The sequence below is a fragment of the Sphingobium sp. CCH11-B1 genome, assembly GCF_001556865.1.
Classification (GTDB): Bacteria; Pseudomonadota; Alphaproteobacteria; order Sphingomonadales; family Sphingomonadaceae; genus Sphingobium.
On the sequence record NZ_LSJY01000057.1, the window covers coordinates 1 to 19,884 of the forward strand.

Here is a 19,884-nt window from a genome sequence, read left to right on the forward strand (position 1 = left end):
CAGGGGGGCAGGCGGTAGGGGGCCGAACACGCGGCGGGCGCGGGCGGCACGTCGCGTCTGCAACGCGGGCGTCCTCCTGCAAATCCGGACCGTGGTGAGGAGCCGATAGTTCGTCAGGGTGCCAGGGTTTCGGCATGGGCTGGCTTGACCTTGCCCAGCATGACCAAAGCTATCGTGGCGACCTCCGCGGCCCAAGCCGATGACGATCCCGGTGCCGGCTCCCCTGATGGACGTCGGGAAGGATTGGGCGATGATAGGGTGGAATTTCCTGCCGCGGGCCTGATCCACAGCGGCCGCGATTGGCGCACGCCATCATCCGTGGAAATAATCATAGACCTGTTGCGCGACGGCTTTTGACACGCCGGGGGCGCGTTGCAGGTCTTCCAGCGCCGCGTCGCGGACGGCGCGGGCAGTGCCGAAATGCATCAGCAGCGCCTTCTTGCGGGCGGGGCCGATGCCGGGGACTTCGTCCAGCGAACTCACCGTAATCGCCTTGCTGCGCTTGGCCCGATGCGCGCCGATGGCGAAGCGGTGCGCCTCGTCGCGCAGGCGCTGAAGGTAGAAGAGGACGGGGTGGTTCAGGGGGAAGGTGATTTCGCGCCCGTCCAGCAGGTGGAATATTTCGCGACCTTCGCGTCCGTGATGCGGCCCCTTGGCGACGCCGATCATGGTCACGTCCTCGATCCCCATTTCCTCCAGCATCGCGCGCGCGGCGGACAACTGCCCCTTGCCGCCGTCGATCAGGACGAGGTCGGGCCATTCGCCGCTCTCGCGATCGGGGTCTTCCTTCTGCGCGCGGCCGAAGCGGCGCTCGAACATCTCGCGCATCATCGCGAAATCGTCGTTCGACGTTTCGGGGTTCTTCATGTTGAACTTGCGGTAGGCGTTCTTGCGGAAACCCTCCGGCCCGGCGACCACCATCGCGCCCAGTGCATGGGCACCCTGGATATGGCTGTTGTCGTAGATTTCGATGCGGTCGGGCACGCCCTCCAGCCCGAAGGTCTCGACCATCTCGTCCATGATCCGGCCCTGGCTGGTGGTTTCCGCCAGCCGCCGGTCGAGCGCCTCCACCGCGTTGCGCTGCGCCTGTTTGATGAGGCGGGTGCGATCGCCGCGCTGGGGCACTTCGATACGCACGCGGCTGCCGAGGCGCTCGGTCAGCGCCTCGGCCATCAGCGCGCATTCGGCCGGCTCCCGGTCGGCCAGGATCAGTTTGGGCGGCGGCACTTCCTCGTAAAATTGCGCCATGAAGCTTTCGAGCACCTCCTCCGTCGCCACATCGGCGGTGTGGACCGGGAAGAAGCTGCGATGGCCCCAATTCTGGCCGCCGCGGATGAAAAAGGCCTGGATGCACATCGCGCCGCCTTTCTCCGCCAGCGCGAAGATGTCGGCGTCGCCCAGTCCCTCCGCATTGATCGCCTGCGACCCCTGGATGAAGGTCAGGGCCTTGAGGCGATCGCGGATGACCGCCGCCTGCTCGAAATCCATCGCGTCCGACGCCGACTGCATCGCGGCGCCCAGCTTCTTCTGCACGGCGGTCGATTTGCCGCCCAGGAAATCCTGCGCGTCGCGGACGAGTTCGGCATAACCCGCTTCGTCGATGCGGCCGACGCAAGGGGCGGAGCAGCGCTTGATCTGGAACAGCAGGCAGGGGCGCGAACGATTGGCAAAGAAGCTGTCGGTGCAGCTTCGCAGCAGGAACAGTTTCTGCAGCGCGTTGATCGTGCGCGTCACCGATCCCGCGCTGGCGAAGGGGCCGTAATAACGCCCCTTGGCCTTGCGCGCGCCGCGATGCTTCTGGACGCGGGGGAAGGCGTGATCCTCCCGCAGCAGGATGAAGGGGAAGCTTTTGTCGTCGCGCAGCAGGACATTATAGGGTGGCCGGTAGCGCTTGATGAGTTGCGCCTCCAGCAGCAGCGCTTCGGCTTCGCTGTTGGTGGTGACGATGGTCATGCTGCGGGTCTGCGCGACCATGCGCTGCAGCCGTTTGGGCAAGCGGTCGACCTGCGTGTAGTTGGCGACGCGGTTCTTCAGCGCCCGCGCTTTCCCGACATAGAGCACGTCGCCGCGCGCGTCGTGCATCCGATAGACGCCGGGGCGGATCGGAAGCGTCCTGAGCACGGTGCGGATCGCCGCCACGCCGGCATCGATGTCCGGCTGGCTGCCGGTGACGGTATAGGTCGCCTTGTCTTCGTTGAAACGGTCGGGGGATTGCGGGCCGGACATGGGCGGAGAGATAGCGTCGTCCACCTGTTTGGCAATGGCAGGCGACTTTCCCGCGCTGCTATCTTGACCGAACCGGTCGCGTTACCATCTGGCGGCGGTCGTGCCCCCGTCCGAAAGCAGGTTCATGAGGCGCGTCACCAGCGCCGTGAAGCGACCTTCGTCGAGCCGCGCGGCCGGATTGTTCCAGCTGGCGCTGATCGCGTACCAGCGGCCGTCCTGCCCCTGCGCCAACAGGTTGATCGCCATCACGCCCGGTTCGCTGCCGCCCTTGTACCCCAGATAGCGCCAACGCTTCGCGTCCGCCGGGGGGATGCCGGGATTGACCGCCATGATCGGCAGCGCGTCGCCGCCATGGACGCGCAGCCAGTCCAGCAGCCCGATCATGTCGCGCGGGGAAGCGAACCATTCAGCCTCCCCGATCGCGGTCGGAACCTCCGCCACGCTGCCCACGTCCACCTGGCCGGCGGTCAGGCGAGCGGCTTCGTCCTTCAACAGCAGGCGGCGCTGATCGAGCGATGCGGCAGCATATCGGGCGAGCAGATCGCGATTGGCCGGCATCTTGAGCGCGAAGGTTTCGGCCGTGGTCAGGACGGGCATCGCCGATGCGGGGTCGGCATGGCCGGTGGCGGACAGCATGGCGTCCACCTTCGCCCGGCCGAGCGCCAGCAGCAGCGTATCGGCGGCGCTGTTGTCGCTTTCGGCGATCATCGCGGTGGCGAGGCTATGCAAGGTCATCGGCGCCTGGTCGGGCCATTCCGCCAGGCGGCCGGAAAAGCTCTTGGGGCCAAGCGGCATCACATCGGTCCAGTGCCTTTCCCCCGCCGCCGTGGCGCGGGCCGCTTCAGCGAGGATCAGCAGCTTGAAGCTGGACGCGATCGCCATCCGCGCATTCGCGCGATGCGCCCGGATCAGGCTCGGCCCGCTGTCGTCCAGTCTCGCCACGGCGAAGGCCGTCGCGCCGGGGAGGGCCGCGATCTCCGCCGCGACCTTGTCCGGCGTGTCGTTCATCGCCTTCGCGCCCACCACATGCAGTCCGACGACCGGATTGGGGGCCTCCGGCGCGACCACGAGGGAGAAGCCGATAGTGGCGCGCTCGTAGCGGATTTCCACCTGTCCCGCCGTGGGACTCGACCGGCTGACAGCCCCGACAGCGACGGGCCTGCCATGAGCGGCGCGCAATTCGGCGGCGACCACGCGCCAACGGTCGATCGGGACTGCGTCCAGAAACAGGGTGGAGAAGAAGTTTTCTTCACGCCCTGGCGCGGACAGGATGCCCAGCAATTGATCGGCACGCATCCGATAGGCCGGGTCGGACGCTGCGCGCGACGGGGACGGGAAGAGCGACATGGCCAGCAGGATCAGGACCACCGCCACATGCCTCACGCGTCGATCGCTTCCTCGTCCACTGCCGCCGCATTTTCCTGGATGAAGGCGAAGCGGTGCGCGGGGTTGGTGCCCATCAGCCGGTCGACCAGTTCGCGCACCTGCTGCCGGTCCTCGATATCGTCGGGCAGGGTGATGCGGATGAGGCTGCGGGTCCTGGGGTCCATGGTGGTTTCGCGCAGCTGCATCGGGTTCATCTCACCCAGCCCCTTGAAGCGGCTGACATCGACCTTCTTGCCCTTGAACTCGGTACGCATCAGCTCCTCGCGATGGGCATCGTCCTTGGCGTAGAGGTTCTTGCCCCCTGCGACGAGCCGGTAAAGCGGCGGCTGCGCCAGGTAGAGATGGCCGCGCCGCACCAGTTCCGGCATTTCCTGGAAGAAGAAGGTCATCAGCAGCGTGGCGATATGCGCGCCATCGACATCGGCGTCGGTCATGATGACGATGCGTTCATAGCGCAGATGATCGGGATTGCAGTCCTTGCGCGTGCCGCAGCCCAGCGCCAGGATCATGTCGGCAATTTCCTGATTGGCAAGGATCTTGGCGGTGTTGGCCGACGCCACGTTCAATATCTTGCCGCGCAGGGGCAGGATCGCCTGCGTCTTGCGGTCCCGCGCCTGCTTGGCGGAGCCGCCCGCGCTGTCGCCTTCGACCAGAAAGATTTCCGCGCCTTCCGGGTCGTCATTGGAACAGTCCGTGAGCTTGCCGGGCAGGCGCAATTTCCGGCTGTTGGTCGCGGTCTTGCGCTTGACTTCCTTTTCCTGCTTGCGGCGCAGGCGTTCGTCCATGCGGTCGATCACATAGGCGAGCAGCGCCTTGCCCCGGTCCATATGGTCGGTGAGGAAATGGTCGAAATGGTCGCGCACGGCATTTTCGACCAGCCGCGCGGCGTCCGGGCTGGTCAGGCGATCCTTGGTCTGGCTCTGAAACTGGGGATCGCGGATGAACACCGACAGCATGATTTCCGACGAGGTCATGATGTCGTCGGCGGTAATGTCCTTCGCCTTTTTCTGCCCCACAAGGTCAGCGAAGGCGCGGATGCCCTTCACCAGCGCGGCGCGCAGCCCCGCCTCGTGCGTGCCGCCGTCGGGCGTCGGGATCGTGTTGCAATACCAGCTATAGCTGCCGTCCGACCAGAGCGGCCAGGCGACCGCCCATTCGACGCGGCCGGCCGTGCCCGGAAAATCCTGATTGCCCGAAAAGAAAACGCTGGTCGCGCATTCCCGGTCGCCCACCTGTTCCTTCAGATGATCGGCAAGACCGCCGGGGAACTGGAAGACGGCTTCGGCGGGCGTGTCGTCTGAGATCAGCTCGGGCGCGCATTTCCAGCGGATTTCCACGCCCGCGAACAGATAGGCCTTGGACCGGGCGAGGCGATAAAGGCGCGCGGGCTTGAACTTCTGTTCGCCGAAAATCTCCGTATCGGGAACGAAGCTGACCAGGGTTCCGCGCCGATTGGGTGCCGCGCCGATCTTCAGCAGGTCGGTTTGCGGCAGGCCGCGCGAAAAGCTCTGGCGGAACAGTTCCTTGTTGCGCGCGACCTCGACCACCGTCTCGGTCGACAGCGCATTGACCACGCTGGCGCCCACGCCGTGCAGGCCGCCCGAAGTGGCATAGGCCTTCCCCTCGAACTTGCCGCCGGAATGGAGCGTGGTCATGATGACCTCCAGCGCCGACTTGCCCGGAAATTTGGGATGTTCGTCGATCGGCATGCCCCGGCCATTGTCGATGATGGTCAGCCTGTTTCCGGCCTCGAGCGTGACTTCGATCCGGGTAGCATGACCGGCGACCGCTTCGTCCATGCTGTTGTCGAGCACTTCACTCGCCAGATGGTGCAGCGCCCGCTCGTCGGTGCCACCGATATACATGCCGGGACGGCGGCGAACCGGCTCAAGCCCTTCCAGCACCTCGATGGTGGAAGCGTCATATTGCGGCGTTGGCGATGCATGGGGGGCAAACAGATCTTCGGACATATCGCCAAGCTATAAGGCGCGCGGGTCTGCGTGCAAGCGTTCCGAAATCGCGACGACAGCAATGATATGTCACAAAGGCCAATGAAACAAATGACGTGCCCGACACGTTAGCCGGCCGACCGTGGAGGATCTATGTCCCACCAGGCGAGGAGAAGTGTTTAATGAAGAACTTAGCTATCGCGCCGATCGGCGCCGCTTTGGCGTTGGCAATGGCGGCGCCGGCCATGGCGCAGGACAACGGCCCTGTCGACTGGACCGGCCCCTATGTCGGCGTGTCGTTCGGCAAGACCTGGCAAAAGAATGACGGCGATGAACATCTCCGCTTCGACACGAACCGGGACGGCAATTATGACGATGTGATCCGCACCGCTTCCGGCGCGAACGCTTTCTCGCCCGGCACCTGCGGCGGCGCGGCGCGTGGGCCGACCCCGGCCAGCGGCTGTAATTCCGACAAGAACGCGATCGCCTGGATGGGCCATGTCGGGTATGATCGGCAGTTCGGCAGCATCGTCGCCGGCGTCGTAGCGGAAGGCGGCCAGGCGTTCATCGACGACAAGGTCTCCGAATATTCCACCACCCCGGCCTTCTACACCATGCGCCGGAAGATCGACTGGAACGCCAACCTGCGTGCGCGCCTGGGTTATACGACGCCCGGCGGCATCATGCCCTACATCACCGGCGGCCTCGCCTATGCGCAGGTGCAGAATTATTTCCGCACCAGCAACACGGCGAACAGCTTCACGCCGGTCGATGCGGAAGAGGATGCCTGGGGCTGGACCATGGGCGGCGGCGTGGAAGCGAAGGTCGCGCCGAATTTCTCGATCGGTGCGCGCTACCTGTGGACCCGCTACAATGTCGGTGACTATCGCGTCGATGTCGGCCAAGGCACCGCGCCCGCGACCAACCCGTTCGTCCTGACGGGCGGCGCCAGCATCAATCGCGGCGACAAGTTCGACACGCAGAGCCTGATGGTCACCACCAGCTTCCGCTTCTGATCGTCGGAAGCCCCGAGGCAAAGAAAGAGGCCGGTCCCGATGGGGCCGGCCTCTTTTCCATGCACTTGATCCAGTCGGTCAGCGTACGCGCGGACCGCCGAAGGGAAGGGGCGGGGGCGGCCGGCGCGTGCCGCGCGGCAGTTGCGCCTGATAGGCGCGGCCGCAATGTTCCACGCAATAGGGGAAGCCGGGGTTCACCGGTTCGCCGCAGAAATGGAAGTCCGGCTCGCCCGGATGCCCCATCGGCCATTTGCAGATGCGTTCCGTCAGATCGAGCAGGCTGGTCTTGCCCGCAATCTCAGCGCTCGGCTTGGCCGGAACCAGGCGGCGGGGCGGGGCAGGCGGAATCGGCGCCTGCTGATCGCCCGGACCCTGGCGAAGGAAGCCGCCGGGGCCGACCGAAATGATGCGCGGCTGCGGCGCGGGTGTCGGCGCGTCTTCGGCAGGCGCAGCGGACGCCGGAGCGGGGGGCGCGGCTGGCGTTGCAGCCGGCGCGCGGACGGGGGCAGCGGCGGGCGCCGCCGGCGCGGCGACGCGGGGCGTTTCGGCCTCTGTCGCGACCGGCGCGGGCTTGCGCGGGGCAGGCGCGGCCTTCTTGGGGGTTTCGTTCGCCTTCACCGGCGACGGGCGCGATTGCAGGCCCAGCCGATGCGCCTTTCCGATCACCGCGTTACGGCTGACCCCGCCAAGTTCGTCCGCAATCTGGCTGGCGGTCAGGCCGCGCTCCCACATCGCCTTGAGCTGATCGATACGCTCCTCAGTCCAGGACAATTAAAAACTCCTCACAAATCTCGTCTGGCTTCCTATATGGGGAAGCAGCCACCCAGGTTCAAATCGCCGGACCTGACCCTCTTGCAGCATAACGGACCAGCCGATAGTCGATCCGCCCATGAACGACCAGCCAAAAATTGCCATCGATGCGGCCGCCGCGACGCCGCTGCTGCCCTTTGCCGAGCCGGGCGTGCCGCAGATCCGCAACATCAACTGGGCAGGCACCTGGGCGCTGTACCGGAAGGAGGTGCGCCGTTTCATGAAGGTGCAGCTTCAGACGGTATGGGCGCCGGCCATCACCACGCTGATGTTCCTCATCATCTTCATCGTCGCGCTTGGCGGAAGCGGCCGGACCGTCAGCCTGCGTGGCGAGGCGGTGCCCTTCGCGGACTTCATTGCCCCCGGCCTCATCATTATGGGCATGATCAACGCCTGCTTCGCCAATGCCAGCTTCTCGCTGATGGTGGGGAAGGTGCAGGGGACTTTGATCGATTATCTCATGCCCCCAATTTCTGTGGGAGAGTTGCTGTTCGCGCTGGTCGCCTCCTCCATGACGCGCGCGCTGTTCGTGGGTTGCGCGCTGTGGCTGGCGATGGTCGCCTGGCCCGGCGTGCATGTAACGCCGGCGCATCTGTGGGCTGTCGTCTGGTTCGGCCTGCTCGGGATCAGCTTCATCGCTTTTCTGGGCGTGCTGACCTCCATCTGGGCAGAAAAGTTCGATCATGGCGCGGCGATCACCAATTTCGTGATCGGGCCGCTGGCGCTATTGTCCGGCACCTTCTATTCGATCGACCGGCTGCCGCCCTTCTTTCAGGGGATCAGCCATGCCAACCCCTTCTTCTACATCATTTCGGGGTTCCGCTACGGCTTCGTCGCAGCGGCGGATACGAATGTCGTGACAGGCAGCAGCGTGCTGGTCGCGCTCAACCTGCTGTTCGGGGGGCTGTGCTACATGTTGTTGCAGCGCGGGTGGAAGATCAAGGCCTGACGGATCAGATGAAGGCGGCGAACAACGGCACCGCCAGGGTCATCGCCGCCAGGATCGCCGCGGCCTTCAGCCAGTGATGCCACCGGGGCGCGCCGGCTTGTGCGCCATCCGTCCGCCAGGGCCAGTCGATCATCCATCCGTCCTTCCGCTTGCCAGGCTCCGGCCCTAGCAACGTCGCGTCGTTCAGGCGATAGTTACCTATTCCTGTCACAGCCTGCGACCAGGACGATCGCATCTGACGAAGGAAGACGATGAAGGTAGCGCTGGTGTTCGGGACGCGGCCCGAAGCGATCAAGATGTTTCCCGTGGTCCATGCGCTGCGCGCCCGTGCCGGGATCCACGTCCGCGTCATCGTGACGGCGCAGCATCGCGGCCTGCTGGATCAGGTGCTGGAGATCGCCGGCATCGTGCCGGACATCGACCTTGACGTCATGGTCCCCAACCAGACGCTCGATGGCCTCACCGCCAAGCTGATCGTCGAACTGGGCAAGGCGTTCGACGCCGAACGGCCCGACCGGATACTCGTCCATGGCGACACGTTGACGACGATGGTGGCGAGCCTTGCCGCCTATTACCGCAAGATTCCGGTCGGCCATATCGAGGCGGGCCTGCGCAGCGGGGACATCCATCATCCCTGGCCCGAGGAAGTGAACCGCCGCGTCGTCGCCTGCATCGCCGACATGAATTTCGCCCCCACGCAAGCGGCGGCCGACGCGTTACGGGCGGAAAATCGCGAACCGGCAAGCATATACGTTACCGGAAACACCGTGATCGACGCTCTGCTCGCGACGCGCGACCGGGTGGTGGCGGACCCCGCGCTGGCGCGCGGCCTCGACGATCTCGCCGCGCGCTTTGCGGGCAAGCGCATTGTCGCCGTCACCAGCCACAGGCGCGAAAATTTCGGCGGCGGAATGGAAGCGATCGCCCGTTCGATCGCCGACATCGCCGCGCGGCCGGACGTGGCGGTGATCTTCCCCGTCCATCCCAATCCCAATGTCCGTCCGGTGATGGACGCCGTGCTGGGCGACATGCCCAACGTCGCGATGATCGAGCCGCTCGATTATCCGCATTTCGTTCGCCTGCTGGACCTGTGCCATCTCGTCCTCACCGACAGCGGCGGCGTGCAGGAGGAAGCCCCCTCGCTCGGCAAGCCGGTGCTGGTCATGCGCGAAACGACGGAGCGGCCCGAGGGTGTGGCGGCGGGCACGGCCAAGCTGGTCGGCACCGACCGCGCGCTCATCGTGGGCGAGGTGCTTGCGCTATTGGACGACCGCGCCGCCTATGACGCCATGGCGCGAGCGCATAATCCATTTGGCGATGGCAAGGCGGCGGAGCGGATCGCCAATGTGATCGCGGGTGCATAATAAGCGCGACATATCGGCCCCCACCTGCTAGCAGCCGGCCATCGCCGCGAACTTCCGCCTGCAAGCCTTCGCTCCGACAGAGAGACCACCGCGCTCCCGCTTGCCAAAGCATGGAGCGTCGCATGTCGCCAATCCCCTACTTCCTCCCCGCCGTGGTGTTTTCCGCATGAGCCGGGCGATCAACATCAACGCCAGCGTCGCCGATGTGGAAGCGCTGTGCGCGCGCCATGCGATCGCGATTTCGGTCATCGAGCCGCTTACGTCGGGCGGGACACGCGTGGTCCTGCTGAATCCCGACGGTGCGGAACGGGTCCGAACCCTGATGAAAACGAAGATCATCACAGCCGCGGTCGTGCGGTCGCCGATGCACATGGCGCGCCAGCCGGTGCCGCGCTACCGGTAATATGCCTCGCCCTTGAGGCAGTCGTTACCGAAATCTTCAGCATTTCCGGGCAGGAGGTTGGTCGTATTTCAGCGGCCACAAGGACCATCCATGCCCGTCGACACCAAGCAGAAGGTTTCCGTCATCGGCCTTGGCTATATCGGCCTGCCCACCGCTGCGCTGATCGCGCGCGGCGGGGCGCAGGTGGTGGGCGTGGACGTGTCGGCGCATGTGGTCGAAACGGTCAATTCGGGCCGCGTCCATATCGAGGAGGTCGATCTCGACGGCCTGGTCCAGGGCGTCGTCGCGCGCGGCAATCTGCGCGCCAGCCTGGAGGTCGAGGATAGCGACGTCTTCATCATCGCCGTACCGACTCCGGTGGCGGAGGATCGCGCGCCCGACATCAGCTATGTCCTGAAAGCCGCGCGCACGGTCGCCCCGGTGCTGAAGGCCGGCGACACCGTGATCCTCGAATCCACATCGCCCGTCGGCACGACGGAGGCGATGCGCGACCTGTTCGCGGAACTGCGCCCCGATCTCAAGATGCCGGGTACCGGCGTGGCGGGCGACGTCGCCATCGCTTACTGCCCCGAGCGCGTGCTGCCCGGCCGCATCCTGGTCGAGCTGATCGACAATGATCGCTGCATCGGTGGCATCACGCCCCGCTGCGCGCGCAAGGCGCTGGGCTTCTATCGCCAGTTCGTGCGCGGCGCGTGCATCACCACCACCGCGCGCGCGGCCGAGATGGTGAAGCTGGTCGAAAACAGCTTCCGCGACGTCAACATCGCCTTCGCCAACGAATTGTCGGTGATCGCGGAGAATATGGACATCGACGTGTGGGAGGTGATCCGCCTGGCCAACCGGCATCCGCGCGTCAACATCCTCAATCCGGGCCCCGGCGTCGGCGGCCACTGCATCGCGGTCGACCCGTGGTTCATCGTCCATGGCGATCCCGAAAATGCCCGCATCATCCGCACCGCGCGGGAAGTGAATGATGGCAAGACGGACCATGTCGTCGCGAAGGCATCGGACCTGATCGACGATTTCGCCGGTGAGGACGTCGCCTGCCTCGGCCTCGCCTTCAAGGCGAATATCGATGATTTCCGCGAAAGCCCGGCGGTGAAGGTCGCCGCGCGCCTTGCGCGCCGTTACGGTCGCCGGATCAAGCTGGTGGAACCCTATGCCCGTGCGCTGCCGATGGATTTTGCCGGCACCGCGGCGGAGTTGATCGATCTCGATACGGCACTGGAACAATGTGGCGTGTTCGTCATTCTTGTGGATCATGACATGTTCAAATCGGTCCCCGTCGACGAGCGCGCCGACAAGGCGGTGTATGATACGCGCGGCATCTGGCCGGACCAGCCGCGCCGCACGGTTCAGGCCTCGCCGGACCGCCTCGCTGTCTGAAGCGCGGGCGGCTGCGCCACGCCGATCCGGCTCGGTCTGTCCTATCCCAGGTTGCCATTCGCCTGCCGCGTCGTTACCGCGCCGCGTTGGACGGACTGTCACGGGGCGGGAGTGCGGATGAGCCGCCGGAACGGCATCACAGGGAATATGGCGGTTCTGCTGGCTTGCGTCCTGCTGGGCGCTTGCGCCACGGTGGAGGACGCGCCGCGTGGAGAGGCCGCCTATGCCGCCATCCCGCCCGCGCCGGCGGTGGGGATGGAATATCGCATCGCGCCGGACGATGTGCTGCGCATCCAGGTCTATCACGAACCCGAACTTTCGCTGGAGGATGCGCAGGTCAGCGCCGCCGGCATGATCCGCATGCCGTGGATCGGCGACGTGTCGGTCGCCGGGCTCACCACGTCCGAAGCATCGGACGTCATCGCCGGGCGGCTGGGCCAGCGCTACCTTGTTTCGCCCCAGGTCACGCTGTTCGTGAAGAAGGCGGTCAGCCGCCGGATCACCGTGGATGGGGAGGTGCGGGAGCCGGGGCTGTATCCGTTCGAAGGCCGCATCCTGCTGTCGCAGGCGGTCGCCATGGCCAAGGGGCCGACGCGGCTTGCCGGGCTGGACCAGGTGGTCGTCGTGCGCTCCATGGATGGCCAAAGGCAGGCCGCGATGTTCGATCTGGGCGCGATCCGCAAGGGCGAAGCCGCCGACCCCGAAATCCTGCCGGGCGATCAGGTGATCGTCGGCCTTTCACGCGCCAGGGCGATCCTGGGCGGGGCGTTGCTGGCGATCCCGGCGCTGGCGACCGGCTTCATCGCGCTGGACGGGGGGCGGTGATGGACCCGACCCTGTCAGACGCCGCGCGCTCCTACGGCTGGAACCGGTTGCTGGCCGACCGCGTACGCCATGCCGGATTCGTGCTGCGTCGCCATCGCATCATCCTGTTTGTCACGCTGGCGCTCTGCCTGCTGGCCGGCGCGCTCTTCATCCTGCTGTCCACGCCCAATTATCGGGCGACGGCCTCCGTGGAAGTGGAGGACGTGCCGGCCAGCAGGCAGAGCGCCAGCGTGACAAACAGGATGATGCGAAAAGCCGCGCCCTGGCCGAGGATGTGGCGCGTTCGCTGGCGCTGGTCGGGACGCCGACCTTCTTCCGCGGCATGGGCGAATCGCGGCCGACGCAGGGCAAGGGCAGCCTGTCCCAGCGCCAGGTCGAGCAGGAGAGGGTGATCCAGCTGCTCCGCGACCGCCTGCAGGTGGAACTGCCGGGCAAATCGCGCGTGCTGCGCATCAGCTTCGACAGCGCCGACCCGATCCTGTCCGCCCGCGTCGCCAACGCCTATGCCGACAGCCTGATCCGGGCCGACCTGAAGCGCGGGTTCGATTCCGGGGTGCAGGCGCGCCGTTTCCTGCTGGGCGAACTGGATGGCGCGCGCAGCGACCTGGCGCGGGCCGAGCGCGATCTGGCGGTCTATGCGACCCGGAACGGCGCGCCAGAGCAGGAGAAGCAGGAGAGCACCAGCGAGAATGCGCCCCCAAGCGGCGTTCGCGAAAGGCTGGTGCAGCTGAACGGTTTCCGCGCGCAGGCCGTGGCGGAACGGATCGCCGCGCAGAAACGCTGGGAAAGCGCGCGGCGAGCCAGCGTCGATACCCTGCCCGAAGTGCTGGGCAACGGCGCCATGCAGCAGATCATGGCCGAACGCGCGCAGGCCCGCGCCGCAATCGCCGAGGAACGCCAGTTCCGCAAGGATGCTCATCCCGAAATGCGGGAGGCCCGCGCCCGGCTCGCGGCGCTCGACGATCAGGCGGATGCCATGGCGAACAGCATCCGCGCCTCCATGCGCGAACAATATGAGGTCGCGGTCAGGGGCGAGGAACAGATTGCGCGGGAAATCGCCGATCTGGAGCAACAGGCCAAGGTGGAGCAGGGCCGCGATGTCCAGCTGGGCATCATGCAGCGGTCGGTCGATACCTACAGGATGCTGCACGACAGCCTGCTGCAGCGCTATCGCGACATGGCCTCGCAGGCCGGGTTCCAGGCGGGGCGCATCCAGCCGCTCGATCGCGCAGCCGTGCCGGACGAACCTTTTTCGCCGCGCATCGGCATCATATTGCTGGTCGCGTCCTTGGGTGGGCTGGCGCTCGGCCTTGTGCTGGTGGTGTTGCGGCACATTTTTGACGACGCCGTCACCTCTGCCGACACGCTGGCCGAACGGGTCGACCTGCCGCTGCTTGGCGCTGTGCCGGTGACAGGTGACAGTCCGCAGCCGCCCGAAATCTTCACACCCATCGCCTCCTCGCTGCTGCTGGCGACCACCGGCGGCCTGCCGCGCTCGATCCTCGTCACCAGCGCGCAGGAAGGGGAGGGCAAGTCGCTGACCCTGCACGCCCTTTCGCTAGCTCTTGCCGGCCTTGGCAAATCGGTGCTGGTGCTGGACGCCGACATGCGCCGCCCGGTTCAGCATCGCCTGTTCCGGGCCACGCCCGGGCGTGGCATCGCCGAAGTCTTGACCGGGCAGGCGCGGGCGACCGACGCCATTCTGACGAGCGGCACGGCAGGCGTGTCGTTGCTGCCCTGCGCGGTGCTGCCGCCAAACCCGGCCGAATTGCTGGCGACGCCGGCGTTCGACGTGCTGCTGGCGGAAGTGGCGGGCAGCTACGATGTCGTGCTGATCGACGCGCCGCCCATATTGGGCCTCAACGATACGCTCCTGTTGGCGGAAAAGGCAGAGGCCAGCCTGCTGGTCGTCGAATGGGGACGCAACCATCATGGCGGGTTGCGCACGGCGGCGGAAAGGCTGCGGCGTTCGGGCACCGCCGTGATCGGCGCGATCCTGACCAAGCAGCAGGGCCGGTCGCTGGATTATGACTATCACAGGGGAGGATAGGTAAAGGACAGGGCAGGCTGTCCGCAGCGCGACCTTATTGGCAGCAATCAGGCGCGGGTAAGCAGCCCTTTCACCAGTCCCTTGAACAGCCGTGCGCCGTCGGTCGATCCATGCGCCGGCTCGATCACCCGTTCGGGATGCGGCATCATGCCCAGCACATTGCCGCCGTCGTTCAGGATGCCCGCGATGTTGCGGGCCGACCCGTTGACCGGCTCGGCATAGCGCAGCGCCACGCGCCCTTCGCCTTCCAGCCGGTCGAGCGTCGCATCGTCGGCGAAATAATTGCCGTCATGATGCGCCACGGGGAAATGGATATGCTCGCCCGCATCATACAGGCTGGTGAAGGCGCTTTGCGCGTTGTCGACGGTCAGCGCCACGTCGCGGCAGACAAAATGGCCGCCCGCATTGCGCAGCAGTGCGCCGGGCAGCAGCCCGCTTTCGGTCAGCACCTGAAACCCGTTGCACACGCCCAGCACATATGCGCCGCGCCCGGCCGCCTTCGCCACCGCCTGCATCACGGGAGAGCGGGCCGCCATCGCGCCGGAGCGCAGATAATCGCCATAGGAGAAGCCGCCGGGCACGCCGATCAGGTCGATATCGTCGGGAAGGTCGGTGTCGCGGTGCCAGATCATGTCGGGCTTCGTGCCGGTCGCAGCCTCGAACGCCACCGCCAGATCGCGGTCGCAATTGCTGCCCGGAAAGACGATGACGGCGCTCTTCATGGCTCAGCCCACCTTTTCGATGCGGTAATTCTCGATCACCGTGTTGGCCAGCAGCTTGCGGCACATGGCGTCGACATCCTCGTCGCTGGTGCCATCGGCCAGGTCCAGTTCGATCAGCTTGCCGGCGCGCACATCGTTGACCCCGCCAAAGCCCAGCCCTTCCAGGGCATGATGGATCGCCTTGCCCTGCGGATCGAGCACACCGCCCTTGAGGGTGACGAAGATGCGGGCTTTCATGGGGCGGAGACTCCTTGGAATCGAACATGAACCGGCCGTCGGGCGCGGGGCTCGGTGTTGCCGCACCCCCTAGGCGCGTGGCCGCGCGGAGGCAAGCCATTATGCTGCTTCCGCTTGGTGCCCGCATCCGCCATTCTCATTCGTCGGAGGATCGCCTAAGCGCGCCGCATGAGTCCCGATCTTCTCTACATCGTCTGTGCCGTCGGCGCGGTCATCCTGTCAGGCCTGGCCAAGGGCGGGTTCGCCGGTGTCGGCGCGCTGGCGATGCCGATCATGGCGATCGGCGTCGATCCGGTACGGGGCGCGGCCATCCTGCTGCCGATTCTGATCCTGCAGGATGCGGTCAGCGTCTGGGCCTTCCGCAGGAGCTGGGACGCGGCGGTGCTGAAGGTGATCCTGCCCGGCGCGGCCATCGGCATCGCGCTCGGCTGGCTGTTCGCGGCGCAGGTTTCCGAAGTGGTGGTGCTCGGCGCGCTGGGCGTCATATCCGTGCTGTTCGGGTTTCAGCGCTTGTGGGTCGAACGGGGCAACGGGGTGGTGCTGCCGTCCAACGCGCCGGGCTGGGTGGGCGTCCTGTTCGGCATCGCCAGCGGTTTCACCAGCCAAATCGCCCATGCCGGTTCGCCGCCGTTCCAGATGTATGTCCTGCCGCGCAAGCTGCCGCGCGACACGTTGATCGGCACGACCGCCATCGCCTTTGCGGTCATGAACTGGATGAAAGTGCCCGCCTATGCCGCGCTCGGCCAGTTCACGCGGACGAACCTGTTGTCCACGGCGATGCTGGTGCCCGTGGCGGTGGCGGCGACCTTTGCCGGCGTGTGGCTGGTGCGGCGGGTGGATGCCGCCCGCTTCTACACGCTGATCTATGTCCTCATGATCCTGCTGGGCATGAAGCTGGTCGTCGACGCCGCGATGGCCTGAAACAAAAAGGCCGGCGCTGCGGCCGGCCCTTTCGCTTATTCCTTCTCGCGCTTCTTGCGATGGGTGTCGAGGTCGAGGACGGTGGTGTCCAGTCCTTCGGGCAGCAAGCCCAGCCGGCGGGCGACCTCCTGATAGGCTTCCACTTCGCCGCCCAGATCGCGGCGGAAGCGGTCCTTGTCCAGCTTCTCGCCGGTGTTCATGTCCCACAGGCGGCACCCGTCCGGGCTGATCTCGTCCGCCAGGATGATGCGGCTATAGTCCCCGTCGTAGAGGCGGCCGAATTCCAGCTTGAAGTCGATCAGGCGGATGCCGATGCCGGCGAACAGGCCGCACATGAAATCGTTGATGCGGATCGCCATGTCGGCGATGTCGTGCATCTCCTCCTGCGTGGCCCAGCCGAAGCAGGCGATATGCTCTTCGGACACCAGCGGGTCGCCCAGCGCATCGTCCTTGTAGCAATATTCGATGAGCGTGCGCGGCAGCTGCGTGCCTTCCTCGATCCCCAGCTTCTTGCTGAGCGACCCGGCGGCGACGTTGCGCACCACCACTTCGATCGGCACGATCTCCACCTGCCGCACCAGCTGCTCGCGCATGTTGAGGCGACGGATGAAGTGGGTCGGCACGCCGATCTGGCCGAGCAGGGTGAAGATATGCTCGGAAATCCGGTTGTTCAGCACGCCCTTGCCGGAAATCGTGCCCTTTTTCTGCGCGTTGAAGGCGGTGGCGTCATCCTTGAAATATTGGATGATCGTACCCGGTTCGGGGCCTTCGTAAAGGATCTTTGCCTTGCCTTCATAGATTTGGCGGCGACGGGCCATGCGCGTTCCTGTCCGTTTCGTCAAAAACAATGCGCCCCGGCAACGCGAATCGGAAAAGATCAGCGGGTGCCGGGGCTGTCAGCGCGGCCCATAGAACAAAGTAGGACAGGGTGCAACGAAACCGTCAGGCAAGGCCCTTTGTCTTGCGGAACTGATCGTAAAGGCCAAGGAAGCGGTCGATGTCGGCCTTGCTCAGGAAATAGGGGGTGGCGAGGCGGAGCTTGCTGGGGTTGCCGCCCCGGATGCGGACCTTGTGATTGGTCCAGAGCCAGTCCTGCAATTCCATCCGCTGCACGCCCGGCACGTTCACCGTCGCGATCGCGCCGCGCAGATAAGGGTCGGGCGATGTCCAGCTTTCCGCGCCCCGCGCCATCATCCCGGCATGGATATAATCGGCCAGCATCCGCCCGCGCGCCTCGATCCGATCCATGCCGACCTGGTTCGCCAGCGCGATGGCGGCGTTCAATCCCATCAGCGTCGGGATGCAGGAAGAGCCGATCTGCATATAGCGATCCGCCATCCGCGCGGGATCGTCATAGCCGCCGGTGGCGATGGTGTTCCACACCCGGTCCATCACCTGCCGGTCGCGCAGGTAGAGAAAACCCGTGCCCTTGGTCGCGAACAGCCATTTGTGCATCGACCCTGTATAGATGTCGCAGCCGATGTCGTTCAGGTCGACCCCGATCATGCCGGGCGCATGCGCGCCGTCGAACGCGGACACGATCCCCTTCGACCGGGCGAGCGCGGCGATTTCCCTGGCAGGCAGGACCACGCCGGTCGCGGTGCTGATATGGCTGACGAAGATGATCCGCGTCCTGGGCGTGATCGCGTCGTTGATGCGGTTGAGGATTTCGGCGGCGTTCTTCGGCGGCTTTGGCATGGCGAATGTCTTGACCACCACGCCATAGCGGCGTTGCCGCAGCATCCAGGGCATTTCGCCCGATCCATGTTCCTCGTCGGAAATCAGCACTTCGTCGCCCGGCTTCATGTCGAAGCCGTTGGCGACATAGCTGTTGGCTTCGGTGCAGTTGCGCAGGATCGCCATCTGATCGGTCCGCGCGCCCATGAACGCGGCGAAGGGCGCGCGATACGCCTCCCACGCGCCATAGCCCCAGATCGGATAGTCTTCCGACCCCGCCTGCGTCATGCGTTCGGTGTCCATGAACCCGTCGAAGATCGCCTTCAACACAGGGCGGGGCGACGACCCGACAGTGCCGACGTTCAGGTTGACGACGTCGGCGGGGATCAGGAACTGCGCGCGCAGCGCCGCCCAATAGCCGTCCGGGTCCTTGCCGAACATGCCGCTGGCGGGAAGGGGGAGGCTGGTCAAAGCCTCGGCCCCCAGCGGTGTTGCGATCGAGGCGGCAGCCGCGCTGCCAAGGAAGGAACGGCGGTCGAGCATCGGAACTCCTTAGCGAACAGGGTGACATGCCGGAACGGCCTGTCCTGACAACGATGCAGGGCGGAAAATCCGCCTGCATCCTGTGTGACCGGAAGGCAGCTTTCCGGGGTTTGATGCGTTTTTGGGCTGAGACCGAAAGGGAGAGCCAGCCTTGAAGACATCGATCCTGACCGCCGCCCTGCTGTGCAGCGCCTGCAACATATCGATCAGCGACGGCAATAACAGCGCAGCCGCCAACGATGCACAGCCCAGTCCCGCGCAGTCAGGCGCTTTGTCGGACGCCGATTATGCGTTTCAGGTCGTGGAGGAACCGGCGGGCGAGGCGCCCCCGATCAACCGCATCCTGCAGGCGCAGGTCGCGCTCGACCGGCGCGGCTTTTCGCCCGGCGTGATCGACGGCAAGGACGGCATGAGCTTCAAGGCGGCGCTGCGCGGTTTTCAGGAAGCGAACGACCTGCCAGCAAGCGGAACCTATGACGAGAAGACGGCGGCTGCCCTGCTCGCCGGGCAGCAGGTGCCCGACACGTGGATGGTGCGCATACCGGCCAATTTCGCGCGTGGCCCCTTCTTCAATATCCCCAAGGGGTTGAACGAACAGGCTAAGCTTCCGGCCCTGACCTATCGCAACCTGCTGGAGAAGCTGGCGGAGCGGTTTCATACCACGCCCGAGACGCTGGTCGCGCTGAACCCGCCGGGAACGAAGGCGGGGGCGGGGACGGCCATCCGCGTGCCTGCCGTCGCCAACCAGCCGATCGCCCGAATCGAGGGGGATGAACGCGGCTGGGGCGAAACGCTCGCAAGCCTCGGAGTCGCGAAGGACCAGCCGCAGGCGGACCATCTGGTGGTCGACAAGTCGGAAGGCCTGTTGAAGGTCTATGACGCGCAGGACAAGGTGATCGCCCAGTTCCCCGTTACGACGGGTTCCGAACATGACCCGCTGCCGCTGGGCGAATGGACCATCAAGGGCATCAGCCGCAATCCCGACTTTCATTACAACCCGGACCTGTTCTGGGACGCGTCGTCCAAGGACGAGAAGGCGGTGCTGAAGCCCGGGCCCAACGGGCCGGTGGGTATCGTCTGGATCGACCTGTCCAAGGATCATTATGGCATTCACGGCACGCCCGAACCGCAGACCATCGGCCGCACCGAAAGCCATGGCTGCATTCGCCTTACCAACTGGGACGCTGCCCGGCTCGCGCAGATGGTGAAGAGCGGGGTGACGGCGATATTCCAGGCATGAGATGGCGGCTGTGGGGCGGCATTGCGGTCGCGCTGTTCCTCTGTGCCGGCTTCGTCCGCTTCTGCGTGCGGATCGTCCCGGCGGACGCGCCTTCGCCGGCGGTCGAGGGGCGGGGCGATACGGCCGGAGCCGGCCCGCTGCTGGTCCCGGTGGAAGGGGTGGGGCCCTCCGCCCTTGTCG

General features: G+C 65.8%; 18 protein-coding genes and 1 pseudogene. 10 read left to right on the forward strand and 9 right to left on the reverse strand.

Annotated features, from left to right (window positions below):
• Positions 1-312 precede the first annotated feature (312 nt).
• The 3 genes from uvrC to parE all read right to left on the reverse strand — a co-directional run bounded on the left by uvrC (position 313) and on the right by parE (position 5,582).
• Positions 313-2,226: an excinuclease ABC subunit UvrC gene (gene uvrC, locus AX724_RS06320; protein WP_066764508.1), complete on the reverse strand. Its 1,914-nt coding sequence runs from the start codon at positions 2,224-2,226 to the stop codon at positions 313-315.
• Between the two features lie 81 nt (positions 2,227-2,307).
• Entirely contained in the window at positions 2,308-3,609 is a 1,302-nt protein-coding gene (locus tag AX724_RS06325) for a serine hydrolase (protein WP_066764510.1), read from the reverse strand.
• Positions 3,606-5,582, reverse strand: a complete 1,977-nt coding sequence (gene parE, locus AX724_RS06330) for a DNA topoisomerase IV subunit B (RefSeq protein ID WP_066764512.1) — start codon at positions 5,580-5,582, stop codon at positions 3,606-3,608. Before parE ends, AX724_RS06325 begins: the two co-directional genes overlap by 4 nt.
• Positions 5,583-5,743: 161 nt before the next feature.
• Here parE and AX724_RS06335 point away from each other — a divergent pair, with 161 nt between their 5' ends.
• The gene (locus AX724_RS06335) at positions 5,744-6,577 is read left to right on the forward strand and encodes an outer membrane protein (RefSeq protein ID WP_066764514.1); all 834 of its coding nucleotides are present in this window, start codon (positions 5,744-5,746) and stop codon (positions 6,575-6,577) included.
• A gap of 78 nt (positions 6,578-6,655) precedes the next feature.
• Here the strand turns inward: AX724_RS06335 and AX724_RS06340 are convergent, their stop codons facing one another.
• Positions 6,656-7,348, reverse strand: a complete 693-nt coding sequence (locus AX724_RS06340) for a GcrA family cell cycle regulator (RefSeq protein ID WP_066764516.1) — start codon at positions 7,346-7,348, stop codon at positions 6,656-6,658.
• 118 nt (positions 7,349-7,466) lie between these two features.
• Between AX724_RS06340 and AX724_RS06345 the strand changes: the two genes are divergently transcribed.
• Positions 7,467-8,336 (forward strand): ABC transporter permease, encoded by an 870-nt coding sequence (locus AX724_RS06345; RefSeq protein ID WP_066764518.1) that lies wholly within the window; start codon positions 7,467-7,469, stop codon positions 8,334-8,336.
• Positions 8,337-8,340: 4 nt separating this feature from the next.
• On the opposite strand, the gene AX724_RS24695 is transcribed toward AX724_RS06345, so the two are convergent.
• Positions 8,341-8,469: a hypothetical protein gene (locus AX724_RS24695; RefSeq protein ID WP_269454121.1), complete on the reverse strand. Its 129-nt coding sequence runs from the start codon at positions 8,467-8,469 to the stop codon at positions 8,341-8,343.
• Between the two features lie 118 nt (positions 8,470-8,587).
• On the opposite strand from AX724_RS24695, the gene wecB reads away from it, so the two are divergent.
• The 5 genes from wecB (at position 8,588) to AX724_RS06370 (ending at position 14,364) form a co-directional block, all read left to right on the forward strand.
• The gene (wecB, locus tag AX724_RS06350; RefSeq protein ID WP_066764520.1) at positions 8,588-9,700 is read left to right on the forward strand and encodes a non-hydrolyzing UDP-N-acetylglucosamine 2-epimerase; all 1,113 of its coding nucleotides are present in this window, start codon (positions 8,588-8,590) and stop codon (positions 9,698-9,700) included.
• 166 nt (positions 9,701-9,866) lie between these two features.
• Entirely contained in the window at positions 9,867-10,103 is a 237-nt protein-coding gene (locus AX724_RS06355; protein WP_066764522.1) for a hypothetical protein, read from the forward strand.
• Positions 10,104-10,193: 90 nt separating this feature from the next.
• A complete protein-coding gene (gene wecC / locus AX724_RS06360; RefSeq protein WP_066764525.1) occupies positions 10,194-11,489 on the forward strand; it encodes a UDP-N-acetyl-D-mannosamine dehydrogenase in 1,296 nt (431 codons plus the stop codon).
• A gap of 117 nt (positions 11,490-11,606) precedes the next feature.
• Entirely contained in the window at positions 11,607-12,314 is a 708-nt protein-coding gene (locus AX724_RS06365; RefSeq protein WP_066764526.1) for a polysaccharide biosynthesis/export family protein, read from the forward strand.
• Positions 12,315-12,588: 274 nt separating this feature from the next.
• Positions 12,589-14,364 carry a GumC family protein gene (locus AX724_RS06370; RefSeq protein WP_231736526.1) on the forward strand — a complete coding sequence of 592 codons (1,776 nt, stop codon included), beginning with the start codon at positions 12,589-12,591 and terminating at the stop codon, positions 14,362-14,364.
• A gap of 47 nt (positions 14,365-14,411) precedes the next feature.
• Here the strand turns inward: AX724_RS06370 and purQ are convergent, their stop codons facing one another.
• On the reverse strand, positions 14,412-15,086 hold the full coding sequence (purQ, locus tag AX724_RS06375) for a phosphoribosylformylglycinamidine synthase subunit PurQ (protein ID WP_066764528.1): 675 nt from the start codon (positions 15,084-15,086) through the stop codon (positions 14,412-14,414).
• Positions 15,087-15,089: 3 nt separating this feature from the next.
• Positions 15,090-15,323 (reverse strand): phosphoribosylformylglycinamidine synthase subunit PurS, encoded by a 234-nt coding sequence (gene purS, locus AX724_RS06380; protein WP_066764530.1) that lies wholly within the window; start codon positions 15,321-15,323, stop codon positions 15,090-15,092.
• Positions 15,324-15,491: 168 nt separating this feature from the next.
• Between purS and AX724_RS06385 the strand changes: the two genes are divergently transcribed.
• Positions 15,492-16,244: a sulfite exporter TauE/SafE family protein gene (locus tag AX724_RS06385; protein WP_066764532.1), complete on the forward strand. Its 753-nt coding sequence runs from the start codon at positions 15,492-15,494 to the stop codon at positions 16,242-16,244.
• Positions 16,245-16,279: 35 nt separating this feature from the next.
• Here AX724_RS06385 and purC read toward each other — a convergent pair whose 3' ends face one another.
• Together purC and AX724_RS06395 are read right to left on the reverse strand one after the other, a co-directional pair.
• Positions 16,280-17,062 carry a phosphoribosylaminoimidazolesuccinocarboxamide synthase gene (gene purC / locus AX724_RS06390; RefSeq protein ID WP_066764533.1) on the reverse strand — a complete coding sequence of 261 codons (783 nt, stop codon included), beginning with the start codon at positions 17,060-17,062 and terminating at the stop codon, positions 16,280-16,282.
• Positions 17,063-17,186: 124 nt separating this feature from the next.
• Positions 17,187-18,464, reverse strand: coding sequence for an aminotransferase class V-fold PLP-dependent enzyme (locus AX724_RS06395; RefSeq protein WP_066764535.1), 1,278 nt, complete (start codon positions 18,462-18,464; stop codon positions 17,187-17,189).
• Between the two features lie 151 nt (positions 18,465-18,615).
• Here AX724_RS06395 and AX724_RS06400 point away from each other — a divergent pair, with 151 nt between their 5' ends.
• Both AX724_RS06400 and AX724_RS06405 read left to right on the forward strand, forming a co-directional pair.
• Complete coding sequence (locus tag AX724_RS06400; RefSeq protein ID WP_066764537.1) at positions 18,616-19,704, forward strand: L,D-transpeptidase family protein; 1,089 nt, start codon at positions 18,616-18,618, stop codon at positions 19,702-19,704.
• Positions 19,701-19,884: pseudogene (locus AX724_RS06405) on the forward strand (M23 family metallopeptidase); the annotation flags it as partial. The gene AX724_RS06400 and the pseudogene AX724_RS06405, both read left to right, overlap by 4 nt.

Excerpts from the sequence above, each read along its gene's own strand:
- AX724_RS06365 (WP_066764526.1), top strand. The coding sequence starts at position 11,607 with ATGAGCCGCCGGAACGGCATCACAGGGAATATGGCGGTTCTGCTGGCT.
- AX724_RS06345 (WP_066764518.1), top strand. The coding sequence starts at position 7,467 with ATGAACGACCAGCCAAAAATTGCCATCGATGCGGCCGCCGCGACGCCG.
- AX724_RS06355 (WP_066764522.1), top strand. The coding sequence starts at position 9,867 with ATGAGCCGGGCGATCAACATCAACGCCAGCGTCGCCGATGTGGAAGCG.
- AX724_RS24695 (WP_269454121.1), bottom strand. The coding sequence starts at position 8,469 with ATGATCGACTGGCCCTGGCGGACGGATGGCGCACAAGCCGGCGCGCCC.
- AX724_RS06385 (WP_066764532.1), top strand. The coding sequence starts at position 15,492 with ATGAGTCCCGATCTTCTCTACATCGTCTGTGCCGTCGGCGCGGTCATC.
- AX724_RS06395 (WP_066764535.1), bottom strand. The coding sequence starts at position 18,464 with ATGCTCGACCGCCGTTCCTTCCTTGGCAGCGCGGCTGCCGCCTCGATC.
- wecC (WP_066764525.1), top strand. The coding sequence starts at position 10,194 with ATGCCCGTCGACACCAAGCAGAAGGTTTCCGTCATCGGCCTTGGCTAT.
- purS (WP_066764530.1), bottom strand. The coding sequence starts at position 15,323 with ATGAAAGCCCGCATCTTCGTCACCCTCAAGGGCGGTGTGCTCGATCCG.
- AX724_RS06335 (WP_066764514.1), top strand. The coding sequence starts at position 5,744 with ATGAAGAACTTAGCTATCGCGCCGATCGGCGCCGCTTTGGCGTTGGCA.
- parE (WP_066764512.1), bottom strand. The coding sequence starts at position 5,582 with ATGTCCGAAGATCTGTTTGCCCCCCATGCATCGCCAACGCCGCAATAT.
- uvrC (WP_066764508.1), bottom strand. The coding sequence starts at position 2,226 with ATGTCCGGCCCGCAATCCCCCGACCGTTTCAACGAAGACAAGGCGACC.
- wecB (WP_066764520.1), top strand. The coding sequence starts at position 8,588 with ATGAAGGTAGCGCTGGTGTTCGGGACGCGGCCCGAAGCGATCAAGATG.
- purC (WP_066764533.1), bottom strand. The coding sequence starts at position 17,062 with ATGGCCCGTCGCCGCCAAATCTATGAAGGCAAGGCAAAGATCCTTTAC.
- purQ (WP_066764528.1), bottom strand. The coding sequence starts at position 15,086 with ATGAAGAGCGCCGTCATCGTCTTTCCGGGCAGCAATTGCGACCGCGAT.